We start from the raw sequence: 13,451 nt of genomic DNA, 5'->3' as shown, positions 1-13,451 counted from the left end.
CTGTCAGCGCAGGAGGGCGGTCAGTGCCTGCACCACCCGCTCCTGCTGGTCATCGGTCATGCCGTGGAAGAGCGGCAGGCTCAGGGCCTCGGCGTAGTAGCGCTCGGCCTCGGGGAAGTCGCCCGGGGCGAAGCCCAGCCGCTGGTAATGAGGCTGCAGGTGCACCGGGATGTAATGCAGGTTGACGCCGATACCGGCGGCCCGCAGCCCCTCGAACACTTCGCGGTGGCTGCGGCGGATGGCGTCCAGACGCAGGCGCACCGGATAGAGGTGCCAGGCCGAGTCGGCCCCCTCCTGGCGCCCCGGCAGGCGCAGCGGCAGGTCGGCGAGCAGCTCGTCGTAGCGCGCGGCCAGTGCCCGGCGACGGGTGACGAAGGCCTCCAGGCGCTGCAGCTGGGAGAAGCCGAGGGCGGCCTGCAGGTCGGTCATGCGGTAGTTGAAGCCCAGTTCCAACTGCTGGTAGTACCAGGGGCCGTGGCTGGCTTCGGTCATGGCGGCGGGGTCGCGGGTGATGCCGTGGCTGCGCAGGCGGCGCAGGCGCTCCGCCAGGTGCGGGTTCTGGGTGGTGAGCATGCCGCCCTCGCCGGTGGTGATGATCTTCACCGGGTGGAAGCTGAACACACTGATGTCGGCATGGACGCCGCAGCCCACCGGGCGCCCAAGGTAGGCGGCGCCGACGGCGTGGGAGGCGTCCTCGATCACACGGAAGCCATAACGCCGTGCCAGCGCGGCGATGCGCGCCATGTCGCAGCTCTGACCGGCGAAGGCCACCGGCACCAGCACCTTGGGCAACCGGCCGCACTGCTCAGCCTGGGCGAGGCGAACCTCCAGCAGGTCCACGTCGAGGTTGAGGGTGCGCGGGTCGATGTCGACGAAGTCCACGCTTGCGCCGCAGTAGAGCGCGCAGTTGGAGCTGGCGACGAAGGTGTTGGGGCTGGTCCAGAGCCAGTCCCCCGGGCCCAGGTCGAGGGCCAGGCAGGCGATGTGCAAGGCTGCCGTGGCGCTGCTGACGGCGATGCCGTGGGCGGCCTCGCAGCGGGCGGCGAAGGCGCCCTCGAAACGCTCGATGGCCGGCCCCTGGGTCAGCCAGTCGGAGTTGAGGGTCTCGACGACAGCGTCGATGTCCGCCTGGGAAATGCTCTGGCGTCCGTAGGGAATCATGCTCAGGACCAGACCTCGGCCAGCTCGCGCAGTTCGGCGACGCTGAGGTAGTGGGGATTGCTGTCGGAGACGTACTCGAAGCCCTCCTCCACGGCCCGCCCGATCCCTCCCAGGCCGTCACAGGCGTAGTCGTACTGCATGTTGAAGTTGATGGAGGGGGCGATGACGAAGTGGCTGTCGAATTCCCAGGTGTGGGAGCTGTCATCGCGGGAAATCATCATCTCGTGCAGCTTCTCACCGGGGCGGATGCCCACCAGGCGATGGGGCAGGCCCGGTGCCAGGGCCTCGGCCAGGTCGGTGATGCGTGCGGAGGGGATCTTCGGCACGAACAGCTCGCCACCCTGCATGCGCTCGAAGCTGCGCATGACGAAGTCGACGCCCTGGTCGAGGGTGATCCAGAAGCGGGTCATGCGCGCATCGGTGATCGGCAGCTCTCGGGCGCCGTCGGCCAGCAGCTTGCGGAAGAACGGCAGCACCGAGCCCCGCGAGCCGACCACGTTGCCGTAGCGGACGACGGCAAAACGGGTCTGGTGATCGCCGGTGATGTTGTTGGCGGCAACGAACAGCTTGTCGCTCAGCAGCTTGGTGGCGCCGTAGAGGTTGATGGGGCTGGAGGCCTTGTCGGTGGAGAGTGCCACCACCTTCTGCACGCCATTGGCGATGGCGCCATTGATGATGTTCTCGGCGCCGCCGACGTTGGTGCGGATGCATTCGGTGGGGTTGTATTCAGCCGCCGGTACCTGCTTGAGGGCTGCGGCGTGGACCACCAGGTCGATGCCGCGCAGGGCCTGCTGAACGCGGTCGGCGTCGCGCACGTCGCCCAGGAAGTAGCGCATGCAGGGGGCATTGAACTCCTGCTGCATCTCGTACTGCTTGAGTTCATCCCGCGAGAACACCACCACGCGCTTGGGCTGGTAGCGCTGGAGCAGGCTGCGGATGAAGGAGCGACCGAACGAGCCGGTGCCTCCGGATACGAATACGGACTTGCCATCGAACATGCGTGTTCTCCCCTGCCCTGCCGCCACCGGCTTCGCCGACGGCCCTGCGCCTGTCGTGCTGACGGAATTATGGCGTTCTATTCGGTTTTCAGGTCACGAAGCAAGCATGGTGCCAACCCACCGGAATGCAAGGCGGCGCCGTGTCCCAGGGACAGGGCGCCGCCAGCAGTGCACAAAAGGTCGGTCAGTTGAGGAAGTTGAACAGGCTCAGGCCGTTGATCTTGACGAAGCTCTGCTGGGCCGCCTGCAGGATGGTGGACTGCATGGTGAGGCGCGAGATGGCCTCGGCATAGTCCAGGTCCTCCAGCTCGGATTGCACGGCCTTGTTCACCAGACTGACGTCGTCGACGAACCCTTCGGTGGTCTCCAGGGTGTTCAGGCGCGCACCGATGGAGCCCTGCACGGCAAGTACCTTGGTATTCACCGCTTCGAGGTTGGACAGTGCCACCGCCACCGAATCACGAATCTGCAGGTTCCCAACCGGGCCATCAGAGGAGGATTGAAGGGCCTTGCGCAGGTCGGAGACCACGTTCAGCAGCCCACGCTTCTCCTGGGATGGGTTGCGGTTGATGCTGAAGTCGTCGCCAGTGGCGGGCTTGCCGTCGATCTGCACCTTGACGCCGCCGTAGGTGACGAAGTTAGGGGTGGCGCTGTTGGTATCGAACGCCCCGGTAGCCAACTGCCCAGTCGGCGGCGTGGCGGGGTTGTAGGTGGTCCAGTCGTAAGCCGGCGGCAGGGTGGCCGGGTTGTAGACCACGTAGTTCTGGGAATCGAGGAAATGGATGCCGATGGCATCGGTGGCCGCTGGCGGGTTGCTGGCGGGGAAGATGGTGTCGTAATCGACCTTGTCCACCACCAGGCCCTGGGCGATGCGCGCGGTACTGCCGGTACCGACAGTCCCCTGGGAGGTGGTCACGCGGTTGGCGTTGAACACGTCCTCGAACAGCGCCTTGCCGTTGTCGCCCAGGGCGAGGAAGGTGCTGCTGGCCACCTGCACTTCGCGCCGCCCCTCGTCACCCAGGTAGCTGTAGGTGCCGTCGGCATTGCGGACGAACGGCGCGGTGTCGGCCTGGGAGCCACCGAACAGGTACTTGCCGCTGGAGTCACGGCTGTTGAGCAGGCTGAGCAACTCGTCCTCGCGCTGTTGCAGCTCGGTGCCCAGAGCTGCCTTGTCAGTGGAGTCCTGGCCACCGTCGCCCGCCTGCACAGCAATCTCGCGGATGCGCTGCAGCACGTTACCCACCGAGGTCAGGACGGCCTCTTCGGCATTGAGGCTGTTCTTGGCGGCGGTGATGTTCGACTTGTACTGGCCGTTCAGCGACTCCTCCTGGCTGAGCTGCAGGAGGCGCACGGACGCCACCGGGTCGTCAGCCGGCGTGAGGATGCGCTTGCCGGTGCTGATCTGTTCCTGGGTGCGGGTGACGTTGGAGTAGTTTCGCTGCAGGCCGGCAACCTGGTTGTTGAAGGCCTGGATGGTGGAGATTCTCATATCGCATCAGCCTCAGTTGAAGGCGCCGATCAGGGTATCGAACAGCGCCCGCGCAACTTGAATGACCTGGGCATTGGCATTGTAGTACTGCTGGAACCGGATGAGGCTAGCGGCCTCTTCGTCCAGGCTCACGCCCGACAGGGAGTCACGGCTGTCCTGGGCCTGCTTCTGTACCGCCTCGGAAGAGGCCGCGTTGACCCGCACCTGGGACGTGAGCGCACCGACCTTCTCCACCAGGGCGCTGTAGGAGTCGTTGTAGGTGGCGCTGGTGGCACCGATGTTGACCGTCTGCTTGGTCTGCAGCCCGACCAGGGCGAGGCCGTTGCGGTTGTCTGCGGTGCCCTTGGTGTTGAAGGCCAGGGTGAAGCTGTCGCCGCCCTGGGGAATGCCCGAGACGGTGAACTCGTAGGTGTAGCTGTTGTTGGTGGACGGGTCGGTGTAGTTCAGCCGCAGGGTGTTGTTCTGCCCGGGGGTCAGCGCCGTGGTGGACGGCGAGACGTAGCTCAGGGTCGCGCCGGGCGGCAAGGTGCCGGTCAGGGTGTTGGTGGTCGAATCGAACGTCAGCTTGCGACCGGTGGTGCCGAACAAGTCCTGCAGGTCGGTGAGGTCGATGGGCGACGGACCGTTGACCAGCGCCGGCTGCCCGATGGCGCCGGTACCCCGGTTGTTGGTGGTGGCTTCGGCGCGGGCCGAACCGGCGAACGCCAACTGGTCGGCGGACTGCAGCGTCGCGCCGAAGTCGGCAGCGCCGCGACGGGTCGGCTGCAGGGTGAAACGGTCACCGGCGGCCGGCAGTGCGTTCAACTGCACCTGGAAACCCTGGTTGACGCCCGAGGCGTCGGCGAAGCTCAGGGTGTAGGGGCCGGTGCCGGTGACCGTGACGGTCATGCTGGCGCTGTCGGACAGGCGCAGCGCGGTGAAGTTGGTGCCGTCGAAGTCCAGCCGGTAATCGCTGGCGGTCATCTGGCTGGTGTTGGTGATGTTGAGGACACCACTGGCCGTACCGGTGTTGGTGGTGGCCGCCAGTACACGCAGGGATGCCGCCTGGGCCGAGTTGATATTGGCGAAGAGCGGGCTGCCGGCCCGACCAACCAGGTCCAGGCCCTGGCCCAGTTGCTTGTTGACCGTGTCGCTGATGGTGATGGCGAGCTGGCCCAGGGCGTTGTAGGACTGGTCCAGCGCGGTATCACGGTAGGCAATCAGCCCGCCCATCTCGCCGCCGGTCACCTGGTCGGTGACGATCTGCGAGACGCCGCCGGTGATGAGCTCGATCTGGTAGCGCGACGGATCGTTGACGCCCGGCGAGGCTTTCAGGGTGGAGGCGGAGTTGCCCACCACCAGCGGCTGGCCGGTGCCGATGAACAGGCTGAGGGTGCCGTCCTTCTGCTCAAGGGTCTTCACGCCGACCATCTCGGAGATCTGCCGGATCGCCTCTTCGCGAGCGTCCAGCAGGTCGTTGGGCTCGGCGCCGTTGGCACGCGCCTTGGCGATGGCGTCGTTGTAGGAGGCGACGTTGGCGGCCAGGGAGTTGATCTGGGTGGTCAGCGCACCGAGCTGGCTGTTGATCTGTTCGTTCTGTTTGTCGAACTGGCTGTAGAGCGTGTTGAAGGTGTCCGAGAGGCTCTTGGCCTGGGACAGCACGGCCTCGCGCCCGGCCAGGGACGCCGGGTCCTGGGAGGCGGTCTGCAGCGAGGTGAAGAAGCTCTTCAGCGCCGGGCTGATGCCGGTGGTGGTGCTGGACAGCAGCGAGTCGAGCTGTTCGATCTGGCTCTTGAAGGCCTGCAGCTCGCTGTTCTGGCTGGTGGCGGTGCGCAGCTGCGAGGTGAGGAACTCGCTGGCCAGGCGGCGCACATCCGTCACCTGGCTGCCGGAACCGATGTAGCCGCCGCCGGTGAACTGCGGGAGGTTGGTCTGCTGCACCGTCTGCTGGCGTGAAAAGCCGGGCGTGTTGACGTTGCTGATGTTGTGCCCGGTCGTGGTCAGCGAGGTCTGCGTGCTGCGCAGGCCGGACAGGCCGATGTAGAGAAGGTCAGCCATTGCTCATCCTCATGAGTTGGGCACCGAACCGACCGATGCGACGGCCTGGTAGGTCTGCATCTGGCGCGCGATCTGCGTGACCTTGCGGGCGTACTGCGGGTCAGTGGCGTAGCCGGCCTGCTGCAGCTCGCGCACGAAGCGCTCGGGTTTGTCGGTCACGGCCAGTGCGTCCTGGTAACGGTCATTCCCCTGCAGGAAGCTCACGTAGTCACGGAAGCTCTGCCGGTACGAGTCGTAGGCGCGGAACGAGGCCGCTTCCTTGACGGCTTCGCCGTCCTTGTATTCGGTGGTCACGGCGCGGGCCGACTGGCCGTCCCAGCCGTGGGACTTGATGCCGAACAGGTTGTGGCTGCTGCTGCCGTCCTGCTGGCGGATGATGGATTTGCCCCAGCCGGTCTCCAGTGCAGCCTGAGCCACCAGGAAGCGCGGATCGACGCCGATGCTCTTCGCCGCCTCCTGGGCCATGGGCATCATGGTGTCGATGAATTCCTGAGGCGAACTGAAGGCAGGCTTGCCCGGTGCCAGCGGCGGTTGGGCGATGCGCCGGCCAATCACCGCGTTGTCGCCGTCCACCGAGGCCACGCCGCGCTCGGGCGCGCCATAGGACTTGGCCGGCAACCAGTCGGAACCGGCCAGGGCCTGCTTGCCGTCTGCGGCCCCCGCAGGCGGCACGATGCCGGCCAGCAGGCGGTCGGTGAAGCGGCTGGGCAGGCTGATACGGCGCTGGGCCAGCAGTTTGGAATCGTCCCGGCCCGCCTCCGGCGCAGCCACCGGGCTGCTGCCCTTCTGCGGCCACTGGGCTCCGGCGGTCTCGGCCACCTGGGCGAAGGGATTGGCCTTGCCGGTGGACTTGGTCTTGCTCAACTGGCGGGTCAGCACATCGGCCAGGCCGATGCCGTGGCCCTTGGAGATGGTGACCGCAAGCTGCTGGTCGTACATGTCGCGGTAGGTCTTGCTCTCGTTGCTGTTGAGGAAGTTGCCTTCGGCGAAGACGTCGCCGGCGGCACGCATGGACTTCAGCATCTCGTTGACGAACAGCGACTCGAACTCCTGGGCGACCTTCTTGACGTTTTCCTCGCCGTCGCGCCCCTTGCCCACCTTGAACTGGGCCATGCGGTTCAGGTCGGTGAAGGCACCGGAGTCGATGGCCCCGCGCGTGGCGAGGCCCGTAGTGAGCCTGGAGTCCATGATCGCTACCTCAGATCACGATCAGGTCAGCCTGGAGAGCGCCGGCTTGCTTGAGCGCCTCGAGGATGGCCATCAGGTCGGAAGGAGACGCCCCCACCTGGTTGACCGCGCGGACGATCTCGTCCAGCGAGGTACCGGGAGCGAACTTGAACATCGGCTTCGCCTCCTGGTCGGCCTTGACCTTGGAACGCGGTACGACGGCCGTCTGCCCGCCGGACAAGGCGCCCGGCTGGCTGACGATGGGGTCTTCGGTGATGGTGACGGTGAGGCTGCCGTGGGTGACGGCGGCCGGCTGCACGCGCACGTCCTGGCCGATGACGATGGTGCCGGTGCGCGAGTTGATGATGACCTTGGCCACGGCCTTGCCGGATTCGATTTCCAGGTTCTCGATAACCGAGAGGTAGTCCACGCGCTGGTTCGGATCCAGCGGGGCGCTGACCCGTACCGAACCGCCGTCGATGGCCTGGGCAACGCCTGGGCCAAGCAGTTCGTTGAGCTTGTCGACGATGTTCTTGGCGGTGGTGAAGTCCGGGCGGTTGAGGTTCAGGGTCAGGGTATTGCCCTGATCGAAGCCGCTCGGCACCGGGCGCTCGACAGTGGCACCGGCGGGAATCCGGCCGGACGACGGGACGTTGACGGTGATCTTGGAGCCGTCGCTGCCCTGGGCGTCGAAGCCACCCACCACCAGGTTGCCCTGGGCGATGGCGTAGACGTTGCCGTCGATGCCCTTCAGCGGGGTCATCAGCAGGCTGCCGCCGCGCAGGCTCTTGGCGTTGCCGATGGAGGAGATGGTCACGTCCAGGGTCTGGCCGGGCTTGGCGAAGGGTGGCAGGTCGGCATGGATGGAGACGGCGGCGACGTTCTTCAGCTGCACGTTGCCCGAACCGGCCGGCACCTTGATGCCGAACTGCGCCAGCATGTTGTTGAAGGTCTGTAGGGTGAAGGGCGTCTGGGTGGTCTGGTCGCCGGTGCCGTTGAGGCCCACCACCAGGCCGTAGCCGATCAGCTGGTTGTTACGCACGCCCTGAATGCTGGCCAGGTCCTTCAGCCGCTCGGCATGAGCGAGGGTGCTGGCAAGCAACAGGCAAAGGGCTGCGGTGAATCGTTTCATGTCGCGCTACCTGCTCAGAACGGCCACAGCGGGCTCATGAAGAAGCGGTCGAACCAGCCCGGCTGGCTGGCGTCGGCGAAGGCGCCGGTGCCCGAGTAGGTGATACGGGCGTCGGCCACGCGGGTGGAAGACACGGTGTTGTCGGTGCCGATGTCGTCCGCACGCACCAGGCCGGCGATGCGTACCAGTTCGTCGCCGGTGTTCAGGGTCAGCCACTTCTCGCCGCGTACGGCGAGGATGCCGTTGGGCATCACCTCGGAGACGGTGACGGTGATGGAGCCGGTCAGGCTGTTGCTCTGCCCTACCTTGGAGGTGCCGTTGGCGTCACGGGTGCCGTTGTAGCCGGCGGACAGCGTGAGGTCTTCGGCTTCCAGGGGGTTCAGCTTGGTGCTGGGGTTGCTGATCGAGACGCCGCCGCCAAACAGGGAGGTCAGGCCGATGTTGGCCTTGCTGTTCTTCTGAATCTGCGAGTTGGCGTTCTTGCTGGCCTGGGTCCGCTCGTTGAGGGTGATGGTGATGATGTCACCTACGCGGTAGGCCTTGCGGTCGTTGTAGAGGTTGGTCTCGAACCCGGGCTGGTAGATGGCGCCGTTGTTCTGCGCGGCCGGCATTGGGGTGCGGGGCAGCACCGGCGCGTAGTACGGGTCGTTCGGCTTGGGCGGCGGCGCGACGCACCCGGCGAGGAGCTGGGTGGCGAGCAACGGGGCGATGATGAGCAGCCGGTTCATGACAACTTACCTCGGGGGCGTTACAGGTTCTGCGAGATGTAGCCGAGCATGGAGTCGGCGGTGGAGATGACCTTGGAGTTCATCTCGTAGGCACGCTGGGTGGTGATCATGTCCACCAGCTCTTCCACCACGCTGACGTTGGAGTTCTCCAGGGTGTTCTGCAGGACGTTGCCGAGGCCGGTGAGGCCCGGGGTGCCGACCTGCGGCGCACCGCTGGCGGCGGTCTCCAGGAACAGGTTGTTGCCGATGGCCTGCAGGCCGCCGTAGTTGACGAAGTCGGCGGTCTGGATGTTGCCGATCACCTGGGGCGTGGGGTTGCCGAAGGTGGTCACCGAGGCGGTGCCGTCCTCGCCGACGGTGAAGGTCTGGACCTGGGCGGGCAGGACGATGGCCGGCTCCAGGGGGTAGCCCTGGCTGGTGACGATCTGCCCGTCGGAGTTCAGGTGGAAGCTGCCGTCGCGGGTGTAGGAGACGGTGCCGTCCGGCATGAGGATCTGGAAGAAGCCGCGCCCGTTGATGGCCAGGTCCAGCGGCTGCTCGGTGGTCTGCAGGCTGCCCTGGGTGAAGATCTTCTGGGTGCCGGCGATGCGCACACCGGTACCCAACTGCAGGCCGCTGGGCAGTTGGCTGTCCTGGGTGCTCTGGGCGCCGGGCTGGCGGCGGATCTGGTAGAGCAGGTCCTGGAATTCGGCGCGGTCGCGCTTGAAGCCGGTGGTGGAGACGTTGGCCAGGTTGTTGGAGATGGTGGTCAGGTTCATGTCCTGAGCCGCCAAACCCGTCTTGCTGACCCAAAGTGCCGGAATCATCGTCATTCTCCTCGGGCGCCGAAGTCATGGCGCCGCGTACTGGTTGTTAGCTGAGCTGCATGACCCGTGCCATCGCCGCGGCGTCGTCCTCGGCGGTGCGCATCATCTTTACGTGCAGTTCGAATTGACGGGACAGGGAGAGGATCGCAGTCATCTCCTCGACGGCATTGACGTTGCTCGCCTCAAGGAAGCCCGAGGTGAGCTTGACCGTGCCATCCACGTCCGCCGGCTGTTTGTTCTTGGTGTGGATCAGGCCATCGAGGCCCTTCTCCAGTTGCTTGGGATCGGGGTTGACCAGCTTGATGCGGTCCACCTCGGCCATCACGTTGGGGGCCTCGCCCAGGGCGCGGATGCTGATGGTGCCGTCGGAACCGATCTCCACCTTCTGCTCCGGCGGGATGGCGATCGGCCCGGCGTTGCCGATAACCGGCAAGCCATTGCCGGCTCGCAGCTGGCCGTTGGCGTCCACCTGGAGGCTGGCGGTGCGCACGTAGCCTTCGCTGCCGTCCGGCGCCTGCACGGCGATCCAGCCCTCCCCGCCGATGGCGATGTCCATGTCGCGCCCGGTCTCCTGCAGGGCACCGGGGGTGAAGTCGGTCCCGGGACGTTCGCTCATGGCGAACACGCGCGCCGGGAAGGTGTCGCCGAACACGGGCATGGAACGCGCCTGTTCGAAGTCGCGACGGAACCCGGTGGTGGACACGTTCGCCAGGTTGTTGGCATGAGCGCGCTGGGCCAGGGTGTTCTGGCTGGCACCGGTCATGGAGATGTAGAGCATCTTGTCCATGGAGGTCTCCAAGGTGGGCTTTTGACGCCCGCATTGCTTTGCAGGGTCTACAGCAATTGCTGTGCCAGGCCTGCAAAATCGAGACAACTCATTGACAAATAAGGAAAAAGCAAAAAGAAAAAGGCCTCACATGGAGGCCTTGGAATGCCGTGGCGGCGAGGGGATGCCGCCAGCGGCAAGGTCGCCGCCACCCTTTTGACGGGCGGCGGCCACTCACTCAACGCAGGTTGATGATGGTCTGGGTCACCGCGTTCTCGGTCTCGATGGTCTTGGCGTTGGCCTGGTAGTTGCGCTGCGCCACGATCAGGTCGACCAGCTCGGTGGAGATGTCCACGTTGGAGGACTCCAGGGCACCGGACTGGAGAGCCCCCAGGGTGCCGGCACGCGGGGTGCCGATCACCGGCGCACCGGATTCGGAGGATTCGACCCAGGAGGTCTTGCCCACCGGGGTCAGGCCTTGGACGTTGGCGAAGTTCGCCAGGACGACCTGGCCCTGGAGCTGGGTCTGACCGTTGGTGTAGCGGGCGTAGATCATGCCCTTGTCATCGATCTGCAGACCGGCCAGTTGGCCGGTGGTGTAGCCATCCTGGGCCACGCTGGCAACAGCGAAGGCGCTGGAGAACTGGGTGGAGCCGCGGATATCGAAGGTGATGCTCGGGGCGGCAGCGGCACCGTTGGCACTCCACACCGGCGGGGTGGCGCCGTTGGACACGGCCGGCACCCAGCCGTTGATGCCCAGGGTGCCGTCGGCGTTGACGGCGAAGCCGCCGGTGTTGGCGAAGGTGGAGGTGTCCAGCTGGCCGGAGGTGGTAAAGCCCACCGGCGTGCTCATGGGCGTGGTGGAGGCCGGGTTGGTGGGGTTACGGCCATCGATCAGCACGTTCATGGTCCAGGTGTTCGCCGGTGTGGCCGATTTGACGAAGTACTGGGTCATGACGTGAGGGTTGCCCTGGGAGTCATAGATGTTGACCGAGGTCGAAGAGTTGTAGCTCTTCGGGTCGGCCGGGTTGAACGGCGACACCGTCGGCGGGGTGTTGCTGGAGTTCAGGTTGAACGGCTGGGTGATGGTAGCGGTGGCCTTGGGCTGCTGGTTGTTGGTCTTGATGGTGAGATCACCCACCACACCGCTTTGCAGCGCACCACTGGCATCTACCGTGTAACCCTGGAGACGGTAGCCGTTGTTGTCGACGATGAAGCCGTTCTTGTCGGTACCGAAGTAGCCGGCACGGGTGTAGCTGACGGCGCCGTTGTTGCTGGTGACGAAGAAACCGTTGCCGTTGATGGCCAGGTCGAGGGCGTTTTCGGTGTAGTCGATGGTGCCCTGGTTGTAGAGCTGGGCGACGTTGGCCAGCAGCACGCCGCTGCCGATGGTCTTGCTACCGGAGCCCAGCACGGACGCCGAGTACAGGTCCTGGAATTCTCCACGGGACTGCTTGAAGCCCACGGTCCCGGCGTTGGCGATGTTGTTGCCAGTGATGTTGAGGTCACTGGAGGCGGCGCGGATGCCGCTGAGGCCGATGTTGAACGACATGGGATGCTCCTGTTGCGCCGACAGCGTCGACGATTACTTACCGATGACCTGGACCTTGGAAAGCGCGATGCTGCCGAGCCCTGCGAGGTTGAGCGTCATTTCCCCGCCGTTCTGGCCCAGGGTGACGCTATCGACGTTGGCCGGGAGGACGGTGCCCATGGCGACTGTCTTGCCATCGACCCCGGCCTCGGCCTTGAAGGTGTAGGTGCCCTTGGCAACGGCGTTGCCGCTGGAGTCCTTGCCATCCCAGGTGAAGCTGACCGCACCGGCCTTCTGTGCACCCAGGTTGACGCGGTTGACGGTGTTGCCCTTCTCGTCCAGCACGTTGACGTAGAGGTTGGACGTGGAACTGGTAAGGCTGACGGTGCCGGTGAGCCCTTCGGCAGGATCGACCACGGCCTTGCTGGAGGGGACCATGACCTTGCGCCCGACCAGGGAGGACGCCTGCAGCGCCTGGGAAGACTGGGTGCTGGAGAGGATGGTGTTGACGCTCTTGTTCAGGTTGTCCAGGCCTTCGACGGTACTGAACTGGGCAAGCTGCGCCACGAACTCGCTGTTGGTCTGCGGGTCCAGCGGGTTCTGGTTGTTCATCTGTGCCACCAGCAACTGGAGGAACTGGTCCTTGCCCAGCTCCTTCGACTTGGTGGTTTCCTTGAGCTTGTATTGATCCAGTACCGAAGAACTGGTGGTGGCGCCTACGTCAACGCTCATCTTGTCGCTCCCTCACGCACTCACTGACCCAGGGTCAGCACGCGCTGCATCATCTGCTTGGCGGTGTTCATCATTTCGACGTTGGTCTGGAAGGCTCGGCTGGCGGAGATCATGTCCGCCATTTCCTCGACCACGTTGACGTTGGGGTAGTACACGTAGCCGTCCGCGTTGGCGGCGGGATGGTTCGGCTCGTAGCGCGGCACCAGCGCGCTCTGGTCTTCGACCACGCCCAGCACCTGGACGCCGCGACCGGACTCGTCTTCGGGAGCGAACAGAGAGCCCTGGTCGTTGCCCTGGCCGTTGAGCTGGCTCTGGTACATGGTGGCGAACACCGGGTGGCGGGCGCGGTAGGTCTTGTCGATGCTGGAGGACACGGTCTCGGCGTTGGCGATGTTGCTGGAGACGGTGTTCAGCCGGGTGCTCTGGGCACTCATGCCGGTGCCGGCAATGTTGAAGACGCTGGACAGGGACATGATCGCTCTCCTTACTCGCCACGCAGCGCGTTGACGAGCCCTTTGAACTTGCTGTTGAGCAGGGTGAAGCTGGCCTGGAACTGCACGGAGTTCTCGGTATAGCTGGACTGTTCCTGCTGCAGGTCGACGGTGTTCTGGTCGATCGAAGGCTGGAACGGGGTGCGGTACTTGAGGGACTCATCCAGCATGCCGGTGCCTTCGGCCGCGATATGGCGCGCGTTGGTCAGCGTGGCCTGGAAGGTGCCCTTGGAAGCCTTCTCCGCCTGCTCGGCGAGCACGGAGGAGAAGTCCAGGTCACGCGCCTTGTAGTTGGGCGTGTCGGCGTTGGCGATGTTGTTGGCCAGCACTTCGGCACGCTGGGTGCGGAACCGCAGGGCCGACTCGTGGATGCCAAGGGCGCTTTCGAAACTGATGCTCATCTCTTCCAACCT

General features: G+C 65.3%; 13 protein-coding genes. All 13 read right to left on the bottom strand.

The window, feature by feature from the left end:
* Positions 1-3: 3 nt before the first annotated feature.
* Positions 4-1,161 carry a UDP-4-amino-4,6-dideoxy-N-acetyl-beta-L-altrosamine transaminase gene (pseC, locus tag RTK35_RS18135; protein ID WP_316908653.1) on the bottom strand — a complete coding sequence of 386 codons (1,158 nt, stop codon included), beginning with the start codon at positions 1,159-1,161 and terminating at the stop codon, positions 4-6.
* A 2-nt stretch (positions 1,162-1,163) separates the two neighbouring features.
* Positions 1,164-2,159 (bottom strand): UDP-N-acetylglucosamine 4,6-dehydratase (inverting), encoded by a 996-nt coding sequence (pseB, locus tag RTK35_RS18130; protein ID WP_316908652.1) that lies wholly within the window; start codon positions 2,157-2,159, stop codon positions 1,164-1,166.
* Positions 2,160-2,343: 184 nt separating this feature from the next.
* A complete protein-coding gene (gene flgL / locus RTK35_RS18125) occupies positions 2,344-3,648 on the bottom strand; it encodes a flagellar hook-associated protein FlgL (protein ID WP_182852258.1) in 1,305 nt (434 codons plus the stop codon).
* 12 nt (positions 3,649-3,660) lie between these two features.
* The gene (gene flgK, locus RTK35_RS18120) at positions 3,661-5,685 is read right to left on the bottom strand and encodes a flagellar hook-associated protein FlgK (RefSeq protein ID WP_316908651.1); all 2,025 of its coding nucleotides are present in this window, start codon (positions 5,683-5,685) and stop codon (positions 3,661-3,663) included.
* A 9-nt stretch (positions 5,686-5,694) separates the two neighbouring features.
* Positions 5,695-6,873, bottom strand: coding sequence for a flagellar assembly peptidoglycan hydrolase FlgJ (flgJ, locus tag RTK35_RS18115; RefSeq protein ID WP_142007947.1), 1,179 nt, complete (start codon positions 6,871-6,873; stop codon positions 5,695-5,697).
* A gap of 10 nt (positions 6,874-6,883) precedes the next feature.
* Positions 6,884-7,984 carry a flagellar basal body P-ring protein FlgI gene (locus RTK35_RS18110; RefSeq protein WP_044408224.1) on the bottom strand — a complete coding sequence of 367 codons (1,101 nt, stop codon included), beginning with the start codon at positions 7,982-7,984 and terminating at the stop codon, positions 6,884-6,886.
* Positions 7,985-7,998: 14 nt separating this feature from the next.
* Positions 7,999-8,712 (bottom strand): flagellar basal body L-ring protein FlgH, encoded by a 714-nt coding sequence (gene flgH, locus RTK35_RS18105; RefSeq protein WP_044408227.1) that lies wholly within the window; start codon positions 8,710-8,712, stop codon positions 7,999-8,001.
* Positions 8,713-8,732: 20 nt separating this feature from the next.
* On the bottom strand, positions 8,733-9,518 hold the full coding sequence (flgG, locus tag RTK35_RS18100; protein ID WP_044408230.1) for a flagellar basal-body rod protein FlgG: 786 nt from the start codon (positions 9,516-9,518) through the stop codon (positions 8,733-8,735).
* A 46-nt stretch (positions 9,519-9,564) separates the two neighbouring features.
* Positions 9,565-10,305, bottom strand: coding sequence for a flagellar basal body rod protein FlgF (locus RTK35_RS18095; RefSeq protein ID WP_069560336.1), 741 nt, complete (start codon positions 10,303-10,305; stop codon positions 9,565-9,567).
* Positions 10,306-10,522: 217 nt separating this feature from the next.
* Complete coding sequence (gene flgE / locus RTK35_RS18090; protein ID WP_044408236.1) at positions 10,523-11,836, bottom strand: flagellar hook protein FlgE; 1,314 nt, start codon at positions 11,834-11,836, stop codon at positions 10,523-10,525.
* A 33-nt stretch (positions 11,837-11,869) separates the two neighbouring features.
* Positions 11,870-12,547 carry a flagellar hook assembly protein FlgD gene (gene flgD / locus RTK35_RS18085; protein ID WP_044408239.1) on the bottom strand — a complete coding sequence of 226 codons (678 nt, stop codon included), beginning with the start codon at positions 12,545-12,547 and terminating at the stop codon, positions 11,870-11,872.
* A 20-nt stretch (positions 12,548-12,567) separates the two neighbouring features.
* Positions 12,568-13,020: a flagellar basal body rod protein FlgC gene (gene flgC / locus RTK35_RS18080; protein ID WP_074968172.1), complete on the bottom strand. Its 453-nt coding sequence runs from the start codon at positions 13,018-13,020 to the stop codon at positions 12,568-12,570.
* A gap of 11 nt (positions 13,021-13,031) precedes the next feature.
* Positions 13,032-13,439 (bottom strand): flagellar basal body rod protein FlgB, encoded by a 408-nt coding sequence (gene flgB / locus RTK35_RS18075; protein ID WP_172434157.1) that lies wholly within the window; start codon positions 13,437-13,439, stop codon positions 13,032-13,034.
* Positions 13,440-13,451: the final 12 nt, after the last annotated feature.

Source organism: Pseudomonas sp. zfem003 (assembly GCF_032621675.1).
GTDB classification, from domain to species: domain Bacteria; phylum Pseudomonadota; class Gammaproteobacteria; order Pseudomonadales; family Pseudomonadaceae; genus Metapseudomonas; species Metapseudomonas otitidis.
Note: the sequence above shows the minus strand (reverse complement) of the source record. Positions and strands in the feature narration are given on the sequence as shown.

Bases quoted from the DNA above. Each gene is read 5' to 3' on its own strand.
- flgL (WP_182852258.1), bottom strand. From the start codon at position 3,648: ATGAGAATCTCCACCATCCAGGCCTTCAACAACCAGGTTGCCGGCCTG.
- flgE (WP_044408236.1), bottom strand. From the start codon at position 11,836: ATGTCGTTCAACATCGGCCTCAGCGGCATCCGCGCCGCCTCCAGTGAC.
- flgK (WP_316908651.1), bottom strand. From the start codon at position 5,685: ATGGCTGACCTTCTCTACATCGGCCTGTCCGGCCTGCGCAGCACGCAG.
- flgG (WP_044408230.1), bottom strand. From the start codon at position 9,518: ATGATTCCGGCACTTTGGGTCAGCAAGACGGGTTTGGCGGCTCAGGAC.
- pseB (WP_316908652.1), bottom strand. From the start codon at position 2,159: ATGTTCGATGGCAAGTCCGTATTCGTATCCGGAGGCACCGGCTCGTTC.
- RTK35_RS18110 (WP_044408224.1), bottom strand. From the start codon at position 7,984: ATGAAACGATTCACCGCAGCCCTTTGCCTGTTGCTTGCCAGCACCCTC.
- flgC (WP_074968172.1), bottom strand. From the start codon at position 13,020: ATGTCCCTGTCCAGCGTCTTCAACATTGCCGGCACCGGCATGAGTGCC.
- pseC (WP_316908653.1), bottom strand. From the start codon at position 1,161: ATGATTCCCTACGGACGCCAGAGCATTTCCCAGGCGGACATCGACGCT.
- flgB (WP_172434157.1), bottom strand. From the start codon at position 13,439: ATGAGCATCAGTTTCGAAAGCGCCCTTGGCATCCACGAGTCGGCCCTG.
- RTK35_RS18095 (WP_069560336.1), bottom strand. From the start codon at position 10,305: ATGGACAAGATGCTCTACATCTCCATGACCGGTGCCAGCCAGAACACC.
- flgD (WP_044408239.1), bottom strand. From the start codon at position 12,547: ATGAGCGTTGACGTAGGCGCCACCACCAGTTCTTCGGTACTGGATCAA.
- flgJ (WP_142007947.1), bottom strand. From the start codon at position 6,873: ATGGACTCCAGGCTCACTACGGGCCTCGCCACGCGCGGGGCCATCGAC.
- flgH (WP_044408227.1), bottom strand. From the start codon at position 8,712: ATGAACCGGCTGCTCATCATCGCCCCGTTGCTCGCCACCCAGCTCCTC.